Here is a 17358-nt window from a genome sequence, read left to right as displayed (position 1 = left end):
TTATAAAGCATCAAAAATACTAAATTGAAACTTAAGAAATACGCTATTTTTTAAAATAACGCAGAATTCAACTCAACTAAATACCAAAAACCAAAATTTTCTCGTTTATACAATTATCAGTACTTTTACCGTATGTTGAAACCGCTATTTCTTTTTTTACTTTTATGTGTATTTTCTGTTGGCTTTGCTCAAGAGAAAAACCAAGCATTTAAAAGTAGAAAAATAGTGTATACCAAAGAAGTAATTCAAATTGATACGATTGCCTTAAATCCGAATTCCTTTAAAATTTACAATCAAAAAAATCAGGAAATTGACACTTCTTATTATTCATTTAATTACCAAACCAAAAAACTACTTTTTAAGAAAGAATTTCAAGATTCAGTAAAAATAACCTATTATCAATTGCCAGAATTCTTAACTAAAACTTATACGATTTACGATGAGAAAAAAATTGTACCGAATGAAAATGGCAGGTTATTAACTTTTTCAGATAATACAAAAAAACCAACATCTCTTTTTAATGGCTTACAAACTAATGGAAGTATTTCTCGTGGCGTTACCATTGGTAATAACCAAAATACGGTATTAAATTCGAATTTAGATTTACAAATTTCAGGAAAATTAGCCGATAATGTAAGTTTAAAAGCCTCTATTCAAGACAGCAATATTCCTTTACAAGAAGGCGGATATTCGCAAAAACTGGATGAATTTGATCAAATATTTATTGAACTATCATCAAAAAACTGGAACGTACGCGCAGGCGATTTATTTTTAGAAAATAGAAAAACCTCATTTTTAAATTTCAATAAAAAAGTACAAGGTTTATCTTCTAATTTTAACTGGGGCACTACCAATAAAAACGATTTATTTTTTGCAGCTTCATTAGTTCGTGGACAATATGCAAGAAGCAATTTTACGGGACAAGAAGGCAACCAAGGTCCTTATAAGTTACGTGGAAATAACGGTGAATTATTTGTGTTAATTATCTCAGGTTCAGAACGAGTTTATGTGAATGGAATTTTAAAAGAACGTGGTGAAAACAAAGATTATATAATCGATTATAATGCTGGTGAAATTATTTTCAATGCTACTTTTCCGATAACTTCAGAAATGCGAATTGTTATGGAATATCAGTATTCGGATAGAAATTTTACGCGTTTTTTAAGTTATGGTGGATTCAATCATGAAGGTGAAAAATTAAGTATTGGTGCTTATGTATATTCAGAAAACGATGTGAAAAACCAGCCTTTGCAACAAAGTTTATCAGAAGAACAAGTGGAAATTTTACAAAATGCAGGTGATGATGCTACTTTAATGAATGCACCTTCTGCCTTTGAAGATTCGTTTTCTGAAAACAAAATTTTGTACAAAAAAACACTATTTGGCTCAACCGAAATATTTGAATTTTCAACAGATCAAACTCAAACGTTATTTCAAGTTAGGTTTACCTTCGTGGGCAATAATTTGGGAAACTACGTTTTAGCCAGTAATAATACTATTGGAAAAATTTACGAATATGTAGCACCAATTGCAGGAATTCCACAAGGAAATTACGAACCGATTGTAAAATTAATTGCACCTACGAAAATTCAAATTGCAACTATTGTAAGTAAATATTCGCCATCAGAAAAAACAGAAATTGAAACAGAAATTGCCATTTCTAATAATGATAAAAATTTATTTTCCGGTTTAGACGATGCTAACAATCAAGGAATTGCTTCCAAATTTAACATCAAGCAACAATTATTTTCCAAAGGATTGAATGTACAATCTTATGCGAATATCAATTACATTCAAGAAAATTTCAAACCCATTGAACGTTTGTACAACATTGAATTTAACCGCGATTGGAACATCACAAATCCGCTAGGAAATCAGGTTTTAATTGTTGGTGGCTTAGAATTTAACACGGTTCAAAATGATACTTTAAAATGGCAAACTTTTGGGAAATATCAGTTTGAAAAATTAGACTATACCACTAATTTTTCTGGAAATAAACATAGTTTTCAGGCTTTTGCAAAAAACAAATCATTGGTTTTTCAAACGCAAAGTAGCTTGATGAATAGTCAAAGTGACACGAGCAAATCAGATTTTTTTAGAAATCAGAATGTAGTTAAATATCACGTAAAGAAAAATTATATTGGTGGAAGTTTTAGAGCCGAAAACACGAAAGAAGTGGTTGCTCCAACACAAACATTAAGCAATTTTAGTCAACGTTTTACCGAATTTGGTAATTTTATTGGTCGAGGCGATTCTACAAAAGTTTTCACAGAGATTGGATATTTGACTCGACAAAATGACAGCATTCAGAACACAATTTTACAACGTGTAAATACTTCTTTTTCCACTTATTTGAAAGCAAAACTGATTAAAAACGACCGAAGAAATTTAGGCATTTTTATCAATTACAGAACCTTAAAATTTACAGATGATCGTGCTACGGAACCTTCCATTAATTCGAGATTAAATTATTCTGATTCCTTTTTTAATAATTTAATTCAAACTACCACATTTTACGAAAACAATTCGGGTAGTATTGCTCAGCAAGAGTTTACTTATTTAGAAGTCGACCCGGGCCGAGGCGTTTACATGTGGAACGATTATAACAATAATACGATTCAAGAATTACAAGAATTTGAAATTGCTACTTTTTCCGATTTAGCCAAATATGTAAAAGTTTTTTTGCCCAATCAGACGTTTATTCGAACCTATCAGAATAAATTAAGTCAGACTTTAACTTTTAATGGAAATGTGTGGCAAAACGAATCAGGTTTCAAGAAATTTTTATCGAACTTTTATAACCAAACATCTTTAATTATTGATAAAAAAGTGGCTAGAAATTCTAATTCTTTTGAATGGAATCCGTTTTCAAAAAGCGAAGAAGATTTAATTGGTTTGAACAATAATTTCAGAAACAGTTTGTTCTTTCACAAAGGCAAACAGCGAAATTCTATAACGTATACCTACAATTCAAGTTCGTTGAAAAACTTGTTGAATTTTGGAAGCCAAGAAAATTACATCAAAAGTCATCAATTGCAATATGTACATTTGATCAAGAAATTTTGGTTGTTGCAATTGCAAACTAGTACTTCAAATTCTGAAAGTATTTCTGATAATTATACCAGTAGAAATTTTAATATTGCTAGTTTAGAAGTAGCGCCGAAAGTCTCTTATATTTTCTCTAAAAATGCAAGTTGGGATATTTTTTACGAAAACAGCAAAAAAGAGAACACCATTAATAACGTAGAACGATTGACACAAAATCAGTTGGGAACATCATTTAATTGGAATACTGAAAAAGGTTTTTCTATGAACGGAATTTTCACATACATTAACAATGATTTTTCAGGAAGCGCTTCTTCTCCTGTTGGTTTTCAATTATTAGAAGGTTTACAAAATGGAAAAAACACAACATGGCAATTGTTATTTCAGAAAAACATCACTCAATTTTTAGATATTTCAATCAATTATAATGGTCGAAAATCGGAAACGAGTAAAACCATTCATACCGGAACGGTTCAATTAAGAGCTTTTTTTTAACAAACAAACCCTTAATTTTTTGTTAAAATAACCTTCTTTTTTCACCTTTTTTTTGATAAAAATTTGATTTCACTAAAAATAGAATAAATTTGTTGTAAATTAAAAATCATAATGAAAAACTATCTGTTCCTACTCTCATTTTTAACGTTCTTTATTAGTCAAGCTCAATTAAGTAATAAACACTGGTTACCACCTTTACATACAAGAGAAAGTTCTGCTATTGAAGACCATTATATTTACATTTCAACAGCAGAAGCTACCCCTTTTCAAGTAAATGTAACTACTGGTAATGGTACGCCAATTGTAGGATCTCCATTTACAATTTCTCAGTCTGCACCTGCAATGATTTTAATTGGAAACGGACAACCTTCACAAATGTTCTTAGATGTGAGCGATGTAAATGTTGTAAAAAGCGACAAAGGCTTAATTTTAGAGGGCGCAAAAGATTTTTATGTTAGTTTTAGAATGCGTCAACAAAATCATGCTGAAACCTTAATATCTAAAGGAAGACCTGGAATTGGAACTAATTTTCGTTTAGGAAGTACGCCACAAGGCGGAGACATATCAATTCGAAATTTTGTATCTAGTGTTATGGCAACAGAAGACAACACCACAATTGTACTTTCTGACTATAATACTAATGTTGAATTTGTTTCAGGTGCAGGATTAGTGACAGCTGATACGCAAACTTTTGTATTGAATGAAGGCGAAACAGTAACTTTTAGTGGTTATACTGATAATATAGACAATTGGACAGGTTTTATTGGAGCTTCTTTAACTGCCACAAAACCAGTAGCAGTAAATACAGGTAATGCCACAGGTGGTGTTTCGAATAATGGATCGGATTTTACTTTAGACCAAATAGTTTCTTCTTCTCAAATCGGAACTGAATATATTTTTATTGAAGGAAATGGTTTACCAGCAATGGAATCTCCTTTAATTATAGCAGATGAAAACAATACACAAGTTTTCGTAAACGGAAGCACAACGCCTGCTGTTACTTTAAATGCAGGTGATTATTACTTAGTTCCAAATTCTCAATACCAAGGAACTATCAACAGAAATATTTATGTAAAAGCATCTAAGCCTGTTTTTGCTTATCAGTTGATTGGTGGTGCAGCTTCTAATCCTACTTCTGGTTTAAATTTTATTCCACCCTTAAGTTGTTTTTTCCAAAATTCTGTATATATCCCGTCAATTAATCAGATTGGTTCTTCTTTTTATACTGCAGATTTGATGATTTTAACGTATTCAACTGCTTCAATAACTGTAAACGGAACTGCAATTCCAACTTCACAAGCACAAACTGTTTTAGGAAATACAGATTGGGTAACCTACAGAATTGCGGGTTACAGTGGAAATGTAAATGTAGTTTCAACCGGACCTTTGGCAGTTGGCGTTTTTGGTGCTAGTGGTGCAGCTGGTTATGCCGGTTATTATTCAGGATTTGGTAGTGCTCCACAAGACACACCAGTAACTGTTTGTTCTTCAACTACTACCAACTTATTTGATGCCATCATAGGAAATCCTGGCGCAGGTGGAAACTGGACAGTTCCTGCGGGTGGCGCTCCATTAACAGGCGATGTTTTTGATCCTGCTAGTAACATTCCTGGAGAATATATTTATTCATTTACAAAAACTTGTAATACCGCTCTAACCTTTTTAAGCGTAAAAGTGAATGTAACTGTAGAACAAGCAGGAAATACAGGAACAAGTACTACAAAAAACACTTGTAAAAACGAAAGTACATTCGATATGTTTCCATTACTTGGAACAGGAGTAACAACTGGCGGAACTTGGTCTTTTAACGGGGTAAACAGACCTAATGGAGATTTTAATCCTGCAACCGATTTAAGTGGGACTTATACTTATACTATTCCAGCAAGTGGCGTTTGTCCTGCACTATCATCAACTGTTCAAGTAACAAATTTTGATATCCCTACCGTTATTGCTATTTCAGACTTTAAAGTTTGTGATGATGCTGCCGATGGTAATGATACAAACGGACAAACAACTTTTAATTTAACTTCTAAAAATACGGAGATTATTAATGGTCAAACGAATGTTTCTGTCACTTACCATTTGTTACCTAACGAGGCTATTTCTGGAACTAACGCCATAACGAGTTATTCAGGTGCAAACAAAATAATTTATGTTAGATTATTTAATACTTTAACAAATTGCTACAACACAACTAGTTTTAATGCGGTAGTAACTCCATTACCAATGATTTCAAATCCAATAACTTTAAGACAATGCGATGATGATACTGATGCAATTTCTGATTTCAATTTAACTGAAGCTAACGCATCCATTTCTACTCAAGCCAACTTGGTATTTTCTTACTTTACTTCTCCAGCAAATGCTCAAAATAATGTAAATAGAATTCCGAATGAAACCGCATATACTTCTCCAAATAACGGAACAGTTTGGGCAAGAATTGAAAATGAAAATAATTGTATTCGAGTGGCGCAGGTGAACTTAATTGTTTCAGCAACACAAATTCCTGCTACATTTCAAAAAATTGTTTTAGAAGAATGTGATGATTTTATTGATGCCACAGATACAGATACAGACGGATTTGATTATTTTGATTTTTCAAGTGCCACAACAACTCTTTTAGCTCAATTTCCAAGTAGCAATAATTTAATTGTTACCTACTATGAAAATGAACCTGATGCATTAGCGGAATTGAACCCAATTGACACCACTGATCCAGATGGATACAGAAACATAGTGCCGAACCTCCAAAATATTTGGGTTAGAATTGATACTAACATAAACAATGCTTGTGTAGGATTGGGTCAGTATGTTGATTTAAGAGTCAATCCTTTACCTGATTTTAATCTTACAGGATTGGAAGTTTTGTGCGTTACACCAGGAACTGGAGTTGGAAGCTTTCCTATTAATGCTACACCAGCTACACCTGGAAACTATTCTTATCTTTGGACACCTACAAATCCAGATACCACAGCCGGACAAGAAAACGCGGTATTTATGGCCTCTGCAAATGGAATCTATAAAGTAGTGGTTACAAATATGAATACGATGTGTTCAAAAGAAGATCAAACTGAAATTGTTGTTTCTTCTGCGCCACAAACCGTTCAAGTAGAATTAGTTTCAGAAATTTTTGCCAGCGGTTTATCAACCATTCAAGCAGTTGTTGTTGGTGGATTTGGTAGTTACGAATACAGTTTAAATCAAATCGATTGGCAAACAAGTCCGGTTTTTACTAATTTAGAAAATGATATTTATACCATTTATGTAAGAGATATTAATGGTTGTGGAGAAAAAAGTTCAAATGCAATTACAACTATCTCGTATCCAAATTATTTTACACCAAACGGAGATGGGTATAACGATACGTGGAATATCAAAGGTTTAACACCAACATTTGATGCGAAAATTTACATTTTTGACCGTTACGGAAAATTATTAAAACAAATTGATGCCTACGGAAATGGTTGGGATGGAAAATTCAACGGACAAGAAGTGCCTTCTACGGATTATTGGTTTAAAATTGAATACAAAGAAGATGGTGTTCAGAAAGAATTTAAATCACACTTTAGTTTAAAAAGATAATTAAATGTAATAATACAAACCGCAACTTCAGAGTAACATAAAAGTTTGAAATTGCGGTAAAATAAAAAACCATGACAGCTTTCGTAAAACAAGAAGTAAAAAATACTATTGGATATATCACTTTTTATCATCCCGCAGGAAATTCTTTTCCAAGTTCGCAGTTGCAACAATTGGTGGAAACGATTCAAAATTTAGATAAAAATGAAAACGTAACTCTTATTGTTTTACAAAGTGAAGGAAACACCTTTTGTGCCGGCGCTTCCTTTGATGAATTATTACAAATTGACAATTTAACTGACGGAAAACAATTTTTCTCTGGCTTTGCTAACGTGATTAATGCGATGCGAAATTGTTCGAAACTAATTGTAGGAAAAGTGCAAGGTAAAGCCGTTGGTGGTGGCGTTGGAATTGTGGCCGCTTGCGATTATGCGATTGCCACTACAAAAGCCGATGTAAAACTTTCAGAATTAACCATTGGAATTGGACCTTTTGTAATTGAACCAGCTGTGAGTCGTAAAATTGGACAAACTGCCATGAGCGAATTAACCTTAGCTGGAAACGAATGGAAACCCGCTTCTTGGGCTTTTGAAAAAGGTTTATTTGCCAAATTAGTACAACCAGAAGAATTAGATACTGAATTAGAAAAATTTGCTTTACAATTAGCCAGCTACAACCCTGAAGCTTTATCAGAAATGAAACAAGTGCTTTGGCAAAACACTTCACATTGGAGTTCTTTATTATACGAACGTGCCGAAATTTCTGGAAAATTAGTGTTGAGTGCTTTTACGAAAAAGGCGTTGGAAGGGTTTAAAAAGTAGTCGAAAAAATACCATTTTTGTATTCTAGCCCTGATAGGAGCGGCATCTCCCGATTTTTCTTCGGGAATATAACGGATAGCGGGACAACAAGTGAACTGAAATACAAAACGGCTGCTTCAAAAAAATAAGAAGTTGAAACAAGTTCAGCATGACAAAGCAATAATAAAACCTAACTCGTTTTCAACCAACCCGTAATACTAAATCTTTTTCTTTGAACGGGTTTGACTTCGTGTTCTAAAAGTTGACTTTCAAAAATGACTACTCTACCTTTTAAGGGGTAAATTTTGATTTCCTCTTCGGGTTTGTAAATGACTAATTCGCCACCAAATTCGGGTTGCCAATTTTCATCGTTTAGATAACAAACTATAGATAATTTTCTTCGGGTGTCATTCTTAAAAACATCTAAATGACGTTTGTAAAATGTGCCTTCTGGATAAATGGCATAATGGAATTCTTTGTTTGAAATCCCTAAATAACAAGTTGCATTAATGTAGGCTACAAAATCGTTGATTTGATGGAAAAAGGTTTCTGAAGCTTCGTTTTTGTCTTCTTCATTCAGCCAAAAAATATAATCGCCACGAATTTCTTCTTTTATAATTTCATCCGAATTTTGCCCAATTGCCGATTTCTTAAATTCCGACGTTTCGTATTTTTGATCCAATTCGGCACGCATAATTTGCACGGCTTCTTCTGAAAAAAAAGCATCGCAAACCGCGTATTGGTTTTCTAATAAATCGGTAATTATAGTTTCGTAAAGTGGATTCAATTCCATTGTGATAATATTTAAAGCAAAGATATGTGAATATTTTCGTAATTTTGCAGTTCAATAATCACATCATGAGTAAAATTAGAATTACCAAGCAGTTCAATTTCGAAACCGGTCATGCCCTTTATGGTTATGATGGCAAATGTAAAAATGTTCACGGACACAGTTATAAACTTTCTGTAACCGTTATTGGTGAACCAATTACCGATTCGAATAATGTGAAATTCGGAATGGTAATTGATTTTTCTGATTTGAAAAAAATTGTGAAAGAAGACATTGTAGATGTGTTTGATCACGCTACTGTTTTTAATCAAAATACACCTCATGTTGAATTAGCCAAAGAATTAAAAGACAGAGGTCATCATGTAATTTTGGTAGATTATCAGCCCACCAGTGAAAATATGGTAGTTGATTTTGCCGAAAAAATTAAAGCTCGTTTACCAAAAGACATTCAATTGCATTCGTTACGTTTACAAGAAACAGAATCGTCTTTTGCAGAATGGTTTGCTTCGGATAATCTATAAATGAGCATTACATTATTATCTTCGCCTTTACAAGGTTTTACCGATTTCAGATTTCGAAATGCCTTTCACAAACATTTTGGTGGTATCGATACCTTTTATTCTCCCTACATTAGATTGAATGGGAAATTAGAAATTAAAGCTTCCTACGAACGTGATATTCTTCCAGAAAATAATACTACTTTAGAAGTCATTCCTCAGGTTATTACCAATGATCCCGATGAATTTTTATTCGTGGCGAAATACGTACAATCGTTAGGTTACAAAGAATTAAATTGGAATTTAGGTTGTCCGTATCCGATGGTTGCAAAATGTGGCATGGGTTCTGGATTAATTAGCAATACAGAAAGAATCAACAATATTTTAGACCGCGCACATAGTGAAACTGATATTATCGTATCGATGAAAATGCGAATGGGTTATGAAAATCCAACAGAAATTTTAGATGTGTTTCCGATTTTAGAAAAATATCCGATAAAAAATATTGCCATACATGCCAGAATTGGAAAACAGCTTTATAAAGGTGATGTAGATTTAGATTCGTTTCAACGTTGTTTAGAGGTTTCTAAACATAAGTTATATTATAATGGTGATATTACTTCAGTTGAAAAATTTAGAGAAATGCGAGAGCGTTTCCCAAGCATTGATCATTTTATGATTGGAAGAGGTTTGATAGCCGATCCGTTTTTACCAAGTATGATTAAAAACAATACAACTGAATATCCTGAAGATAGATTCAAGATTTTCCAAGCTTTTCATGATGAAATTTACCAGGCATATGATGCGTTTTTACAAGGTCCTACTCCCATTCGAATGAAAATGTTAGGGTTTTGGGAATATTTTTCTCAGGCTTTTCCAGATACACAAAAAACGTTTAAGAAGATTAAAAAAGCACAAAACAGCAGAGTTTATGAACAAGCAGTAAAAGAAATATTCGCCGCTCGTTAAAAAGCTTGCATTATTCGAAAAAATAGTCATAAAAAAACCTCTCACTCTAATTCTAGAGGAGAGGTTTTTAAATTTATTTAAACCTGTATTAGTTTTTGTAAACTTTCAATTCAGTTATTCCATCAACTGATTTTAATTTTACAATGTACATTGCGCTAGACAAGTTTGTCATATTCAATTGTACTTCTAATGTATTTGGTTTCATTTCGATTACTTTTCTACCTGTTAAATCATATACGTCTACCGAAGTAATTTCTTTATTGTATTTCACATTAAAGATATCTTTTACCGGGTTTGGATAATAATTCAATTGAGATAAATCGAAACTTGCATTTCCTAATACTACTGTTACAGTAACTGCTAAAGCAGTACTTCTACAAGTTCCATTAACTGAAACCGCATAATAAGTTGTATTGTCAGTTAATACTGTTCCAGCTAAAATAGCATTAGTTCCAGCATTTGCATCTGCTAATGTAGGATACCAAATAATTCCAGTTCCTGAAACTACTATATCTTCGATAGTTACATCTGAAGCTACACCACCATTAAGTGTTTGTGTAGACGCACCAGTTGGAGTTGCAGCTGAATTAATTGTTAATACACCACTATTTTGTGTTGTACCATTCCAGAATCCATTATTATTTCCACCATATTGCCAAGTTGAACAACCTGTTAATCTGTATCTGAAAGTATAATAATAAGTTCCACCTGTTAATGCATTACTAGTAGTAAACATGTATTCATCGTTATTTCCAACTTGAACGTTGAAAGTAGCTGGTGTCCATGTAGACCAAGTATTTGGATTTGTATTTGTGGTATTATAACCAAACTGAACTTCAATTCCTGCAGCTTGACCAGCAGCTTCAGTTAATCCAGCTTCATAAACCTGACCATAAGCAGTCATTGTTCCACCTTCACAAATTGTAGCAGATGCTGGGAATTGAAGATTTGCAAAATCAATTGAAGCATTTGTAACTACTAAATTTAATGTAGCAGTATTTGGACATCCTGCACCATTTGTGGTTACATTAGTGTAAGTTCCACTTGTTGTATAAGTTACACCATTTTCAGCCCAAGTATAAGTATCACAAACAGTAACATTTGTTGTAGTTGTAGTACTTGCATTAATTGTTAAATTTAAAGTTCTTGTCACACAGTTTACAACATTTGTGTAAGTTCCACTTGTTGTGTAAGTAGTTCCATTTGCTGCCCAAGTGTAAGAATCACATGCAGAAACAACTTCTGCTGGTAATGATGAACTTGGAGTGATAGTTAAATCTAAAGTTCTTGTTACACAGTTTACCACATTAGTGTAAATTCCACTTGTCGTATACGTTGTTCCATTTGCTGCCCAAGTATAAGAATCACATACTGAAACTACTTCTGTAGGTAATGATGAACTTGGTGTGATGGTTAAATCTAAATTTCTAGTCACACAATTTACAGTAGAAGTATACATTCCACTAGTTGTGTAAGTAGTGCCATTTGCAGCCCATGTATAAGAATCACATGCAGAAATAACTTCTGTTGGTAAAGTTGAACTTGGTGTGATAGTTAAATTTAATGTTCTTGTTTCACAGTTTACAACATTAGTATAAGTTCCACTTGTTGTATACGTTGTTCCGTTTGCAGCCCAAGTGTAAGAATCACATGCAGAAACTACTTCTGCTGGTAATGAAGTATTAGCAGTAACAGTTACTACTGATGCACTTGACAAAATTGATCCACAAGCGCCAGTTACTAAAACAGTATAACTTCCTGAATCGGCTACAAGAGCTGAAGGAATCGAATAGGTTGCAGATGTTGCTGATGGAATATCAACAGTGTCTTTTTTCCATTGGTAAGTTAAACCTGTACCTGTAGCAACTACAGATAAGTTTACAGCAGTGTTTTCACAAACAGAAACTGTAGCAACTGGTTGTGTTGTTATAGCCGGAGCTACACATGCCGTAATATTTACAATATAATCTTCAGTTTCTCCCCATACACTTGAAGATGCTCCACAAGGAGTATTAGTTAAAACTGTGTCATTACCACCACGTATACGCATTAAAGTATTTCCTAATGCGGCTCCAACAGGTACTGTAAAGTTTAAATTTGAAGTTCCATTAGCACCTGCAGAGGTAGTATTATTTGCAACAAACTCTCCTGCGTCTGATAAATCACCATCTTGATTGTAATCTATCCAAACTCCTGAAAATTGTGAACCATCCGAACCAAATGAAATTGAAATAGTTTGACCAGAACCTTGGGTTAAATCAGGAATAGTGACAGCATTATAGAAAGTATAATAAGGTGATGGCGTTGGAGTAGCTGCAGCATTTGAAGAATTATTTAATGTACCTAAAGTTACATTAGTAATTGCATCACCAGCTGTTGCTCCAGTTCCATTTGAATAAGTAGAGGCACAGTAACAAGCATATATTGAATTCATGTTAACCTGAATTGGTGTACTAATTGTAGATACACCTGAAGAAGTACAAGTTACTATACATTGGTAAAAAGTACTTGCAGTTTGAGAAGTTGTTAATGTTGCACTAGTTGCACTAGTAATATTTGTATAAGGAGCAATTCCATCGGGAGAGGACTGCCATTGGTAAGTAACTCCTGTTCCTGTGGTTGTAGTTTGCAAACCTAAAGTAAAGTTAACAGATGGACAAACTAATGAACTTGTTGTTGTTGTATTTCCTGGAGTTGGCGCACCATTACATGAATTAGAATCTGCATACGATAAAAACCCAGTATAATCAGCTAATGCTAATGCGGAATTAGATTGAATTAAATTTGGTGTTCCATTAGCAGCAGCAGTGAATGTTGCTGGTCCAAAAGACCCTGTGTAAATTCCTGCAGCACTAGCTCCTACAGCAGGAACTGATGCGCTTACTATACCTGAATCTGCTAATCTTACATTTAAATTAGTTACAGTTCCAGAAATAATTGGCGCTTCCCATCTTCTTGTAGTAGATAAGTTTAATAATGTGGCATCTGCAGTACCTGCATTTGCACCAAAAGTTTCAACCTTCATTTCAACAACTGATGTAGTTGCTGGCGCAAATGAAGCTGGTGCATAAGTACTACCCTTTCCTACTGGGAATAAAGCAAATGTTGTATTTGTATTTGCATTTGCAATTGTTCTTTGTAATGGTCCATTTACAAAGGTATTAACTGGAATTGTTGCAGGCATGGTTAAAGTACCCGCCGCAGTAATTGTTCCATGACTTAATAAATTCGTATTTGAAGTATTAACAATACCAGAAATAAAAGTTAAATTCGTTGCTACTCTAAATGGTGAGGCAAGAGTTAAACCAGCAGAATCCGAATTATTGATGGTTAATGAATTTAAATTAGCTGTAGGTAATGTTGCTGAGTTAGAACATGTTCCATTATTTGTAAAGGTTTGAGCTAATGGAGTTGGAACAAAATTCAGAGTAGAACCAGTATTAGATCCAATTAATGATGCAGATACTCCTAAAGTATTTATAAAAGTACCGCCAACTTCAACATTTAAATTTCCACCAATTACTAAGGCAGAAGTTAAACTCAAAATACTATTGTTTTTGATCGTAACATTTCCGTTTACACCCAATTGAAAAACAGAAGTTACTGATCTTCCTGTTGTTGCATTCCCATTTACTTCAATACTTCCTAGAGATAAAAATGCAGTAGCAACCCAATTGTTTATTCTAAAACCATCTGCTGGAACACCCGCTTGAGTAGTAGAAATACCATCGCCAAAAATTGTAGTGTGATTTGATGATGCCGATAATGATATAGAAGATGCCGTTGAATTATTAAGTCTTATAACAAAATTACTTCCAGATGTAGTACTTGCATGAGGATCTACAAAAGTTAAAGTACCGCCTGTTAAATTAATATTTGTTGATTCAGAATTAAAAATAGCAACAGAAGTAGCCACAGAAGTAGCTACAGTACCTGAGTTTCCGTCGATTATAATTGCTCCACCTGATTGATTAAAAATAGATGTCGTAAGCGCATTATTAATATTTCCATTAACAGTTAATGTACCACCAGATACTGTTAATGTACCATTATTAGTCAAACTAGTGTTGTTATTAGTACATCCGATTGTTAAATCACCAGATGCTACAACTAAAGTTGCTCCAGCTGAAATAACTGTATTGGCAGCAGTATTACCAATACTATTTACTGTTACTGTATGACCTGCACTAATTGTAGCGCCATCAGTACAAGTTGGTGGAACACCTTTACTCCATGTAGTTGGAGCATTCCAATCTCCAGAAGCTATTGATACATTTGAAACATCAGCAGTATTTAAACCTAAGAAAAAAGCTCCAGAAGTTAAATCGGCTGTTGTTATAGCTGTTCTTTGTCCTCCTGGTGTTGAAGTACCATTTTGATGTGTTCCAACAAAAGTACCAGCTTTTAAAACTCTAGTACTTGCATTGGCAGCATTTAATAAACCATTTGCAACAATCGCTACAGTATGTGTTGCTGTAGTGGTTGAATATCCGTTTTCTGCAGTAATCGCCCAGTTAGCATCTGCTCTATCCGTTACTGTGTAAGCTCCATCTACAAGAGACAGTCCTGTTGTTACCGTTGTAGCATTGTTGTAAGCAACTGTTAAATATCCTACAGTATTAGTTCCACCAGTACTTCTGGTAATATATAAAGCTCTTTGAGCACCTGTTGGAGATAAAAATGGATAACGTGAAGTTGTATTAGTTGGATCAGTTCCAGCAGTTATAGTAGTACCTGTTGCTGTTGCTGTCCACCATCTTGAAAAAGAACCACCAATAAACCCTGTCCCAACTGGACCAGTATGAGTAGTACCAGCAGCATAATTTCCATAATAAATTTTATTAGATCCTAAAGCTATTCTAGCTCCAGTAGTGTTTAAGACACCCATAATTCTAATATTGTTAAAATTCCAATTTATATTTGGTGTCGAAGTATTTGTATTTGCACAAATTAATTGTCTAATAACATCTACTTCATTTGTATTTGTGGTATTTAACACTGTACCACCAAAAACTCCAGTACCAGAAACATTTTGTACTTGTGAACCATTTAAAACTAATTGATTAGCTGTACCAACAAAAGTATTTATACGACCATTATTAACTATATCTCTTGCTACATTTAATGTTTTTCCTGTTGTTCCATTAAATAAATTAAATAGACCACCATTATCTACAGTTAGATTACCTAAAACACTAAAAGAAGTTGGAGTTACACCATATCCTAGTACACCTGTATTATTTATTGTTAAATTAGTAGCCCCTTGTCCACTAGCATCAATTGTTACTGTATGTCCAGCTGCAATTGTCACATTATCTCCTAGAGTTGGTACCGCATTTGCATCCCAAGTCGAAGCAGCTCCCCAGTTTCCTGTAGCAATAGATATAAAGTTTCCAGGTGTACTAGAAACTAATGAAATATCGTCAACTGCAGCCGGCGGGTTAGCAATAGTAGAAACATCAGATTTCCATTGGAAAATTAGTCTGTAAGTTCCTGGAGCAGCACTAAATATAATTGTTTCATTATTCCAAGCAGCACTACTAAGCTTGTACATACCACTTACTGCTCCTGGGCCAATAAGTTGGGTTGCTCCTGTTACTGCTGACGTAGCGACTGGAGTTACAGTAGTTGGAGCCCAAAATAATTTAAGATTATCCCAATCGGATGTTGTAGTACCTTCGCCACCAACTTTCCATCTAAAATTTAAAGTTATTTTGCTTTCACCTACTGGAATTGTTACATCCTTGTATATGTGGTTAAAAACAGATAATTGCGAATAGGTCCAAGCTGTTCCTAAATTAGCAGATACGTAAGCACAATTTGCACCAGATGAAACAACTGGTACGGATCCTATCTGCCATGTGTCAGTTGCTGGATTGACAGACGTCCATCCATTAGCTGTAAATGAAGTACCGTTTTCAAAACCACCATCACCTGTTGGAGAAATTAAAGTTGTTTGAGAAAACGCACTATTTACAAACAAAAAAAGTCCAATAAAAAGCACAAAACTTTTTATTGTCTTCTCAAAAAAAGAGTAAGATTTTTTCATTGATAAAAATTTGTGTGTTAAAATAATTTAAAAAGCTAACTAAACTATGATATTTTTTCTTTATTCTTTAATATAATCGACAAAACGTAATATTTATCGACAAAATACACTAAAAAGAATAGTTTATATGAACTTGATATTATTGAAAAAAAAGCAGTTTAAAAATTTAAACTGCTTTTTTAAATACACATGAAATCTTAACTTACTTTTTAATAATCAAGAACTCACTTCTTCTGTTTTGAGCGTGTTCTTCTTCTGTACATGCTGTACATGGAACTTTTGGTTGGGTTTCTCCCATTCCACTTCCTGTGATTCTGTTTTTAGCAATACCTTTCGATACGATGTATTGCACCGTTGATTTTGCTCTTCTGTCTGATAATTTTAAGTTGTAATTATCTGCGCCTCGACTATCCGTGTGCGATTTCGCATCGATTACCATGTTTGGATATTCGTTCATTACTTGAACCAATTTGTCTAACTCCTCTGCACCTTGAGCCGTGATGTTCGATTTGTTGTATTCGAAGTAAATCGGTTGTAAAATCACTTCTTTTTCTGTAATGATTGGTTTGATTGGCGTCATGTTGATCACAAGAGTTTGGGCTCCGTTTTGTGATTTAGCCATCGTTGTGGTTGCGTTTTCATAACCCGATCTTGTCGCATTAAAATTTGCTACTTCTTCACATGGTAAACCAAACTTTACTTCTCCCATTTCATTTGAAACCTGATTGCCTTTCTCTACGCCTTTGCTATTCATTTGTGCTACGCTTGCGCCTGAAAGTAATTTTCCTGTTTCAGCATCTTTTACAACCACAGTAGCATCCACTCCACAAACTGCATTGGCCTGATAAATGTCATCGTTGCCTTCTCTATTACTTGAAAAGTACCCTACATTTTTTTGTAAATTGTAACTAAATGCAAAATCGTCTTTTTGTGAGTTTACCGGCTCGCCTAAGTTTGTGGCTTTTTCATTAGTTGTTGTAGTGTTGTATTTGAACACATCATACCCACCAAATCCTTGTCTTCCATTAGATGAAAAGAATAAGATGTTATCATCCTGAATCGATGGAAAACTCTCGTTAGCTTCTGTGTTTACATTTGCCCCTAAGTTTTCTGGTGTACCGTAAACATCTCCAT

General features: G+C 33.9%; 8 protein-coding genes. 5 read left to right on the top strand and 3 right to left on the bottom strand.

The genetic code is table 11. From position 1 onward, the window contains the following. Positions 1–225: 225 nt before the first annotated feature. The 3 genes from G4D72_RS00040 to G4D72_RS00030 all read left to right on the top strand — a co-directional run bounded on the left by G4D72_RS00040 (position 226) and on the right by G4D72_RS00030 (position 7940). Positions 226–3540, top strand: a complete 3315-nt coding sequence (locus G4D72_RS00040) for a hypothetical protein (RefSeq protein WP_317165214.1) — start codon at positions 226–228, stop codon at positions 3538–3540. Positions 3541–3651: 111 nt separating this feature from the next. Beyond that, positions 3652–7122 carry a T9SS type B sorting domain-containing protein gene (locus tag G4D72_RS00035; protein ID WP_166075528.1) on the top strand — a complete coding sequence of 1157 codons (3471 nt, stop codon included), beginning with the start codon at positions 3652–3654 and terminating at the stop codon, positions 7120–7122. Positions 7123–7193: 71 nt separating this feature from the next. Further along, positions 7194–7940 carry an enoyl-CoA hydratase/isomerase family protein gene (locus G4D72_RS00030; RefSeq protein WP_166075527.1) on the top strand — a complete coding sequence of 249 codons (747 nt, stop codon included), beginning with the start codon at positions 7194–7196 and terminating at the stop codon, positions 7938–7940. 169 nt (positions 7941–8109) lie between these two features. Here G4D72_RS00030 and G4D72_RS00025 read toward each other — a convergent pair whose 3' ends face one another. After that, complete coding sequence (locus tag G4D72_RS00025) at positions 8110–8712, bottom strand: 2OG-Fe(II) oxygenase (protein ID WP_166075526.1); 603 nt, start codon at positions 8710–8712, stop codon at positions 8110–8112. Between the two features lie 65 nt (positions 8713–8777). On the opposite strand from G4D72_RS00025, the gene G4D72_RS00020 reads away from it, so the two are divergent. Together G4D72_RS00020 and G4D72_RS00015 are read left to right on the top strand one after the other, a co-directional pair. Then, entirely contained in the window at positions 8778–9230 is a 453-nt protein-coding gene (locus G4D72_RS00020) for a 6-pyruvoyl trahydropterin synthase family protein (RefSeq protein ID WP_166075524.1), read from the top strand. Continuing rightward, positions 9231–10175, top strand: a complete 945-nt coding sequence (locus tag G4D72_RS00015; protein WP_166075523.1) for a tRNA dihydrouridine synthase — start codon at positions 9231–9233, stop codon at positions 10173–10175. Between the two features lie 88 nt (positions 10176–10263). Here the strand turns inward: G4D72_RS00015 and G4D72_RS00010 are convergent, their stop codons facing one another. Together G4D72_RS00010 and G4D72_RS00005 are read right to left on the bottom strand one after the other, a co-directional pair. Next, positions 10264–16224: a GEVED domain-containing protein gene (locus G4D72_RS00010; RefSeq protein ID WP_166075522.1), complete on the bottom strand. Its 5961-nt coding sequence runs from the start codon at positions 16222–16224 to the stop codon at positions 10264–10266. A 202-nt stretch (positions 16225–16426) separates the two neighbouring features. Then, on the bottom strand, positions 16427–17358 hold a 932-nt coding region (locus G4D72_RS00005), incomplete at its 5' end, for an OmpA family protein (RefSeq protein WP_166075521.1).

It is taken from the genome of Flavobacterium difficile (assembly GCF_011392115.1).
Classification (GTDB): Bacteria; Bacteroidota; Bacteroidia; order Flavobacteriales; family Flavobacteriaceae; genus Flavobacterium; species Flavobacterium difficile.
This window is presented reverse-complemented; position numbering and strand designations above follow the sequence as displayed.

Excerpts from the sequence above, each read along its gene's own strand:
- G4D72_RS00025 (WP_166075526.1), bottom strand. The coding sequence starts at position 8,712 with ATGGAATTGAATCCACTTTACGAAACTATAATTACCGATTTATTAGAA.
- G4D72_RS00020 (WP_166075524.1), top strand. The coding sequence starts at position 8,778 with ATGAGTAAAATTAGAATTACCAAGCAGTTCAATTTCGAAACCGGTCAT.
- G4D72_RS00010 (WP_166075522.1), bottom strand. The coding sequence starts at position 16,224 with ATGAAAAAATCTTACTCTTTTTTTGAGAAGACAATAAAAAGTTTTGTG.
- G4D72_RS00015 (WP_166075523.1), top strand. The coding sequence starts at position 9,231 with ATGAGCATTACATTATTATCTTCGCCTTTACAAGGTTTTACCGATTTC.
- G4D72_RS00035 (WP_166075528.1), top strand. The coding sequence starts at position 3,652 with ATGAAAAACTATCTGTTCCTACTCTCATTTTTAACGTTCTTTATTAGT.
- G4D72_RS00030 (WP_166075527.1), top strand. The coding sequence starts at position 7,194 with ATGACAGCTTTCGTAAAACAAGAAGTAAAAAATACTATTGGATATATC.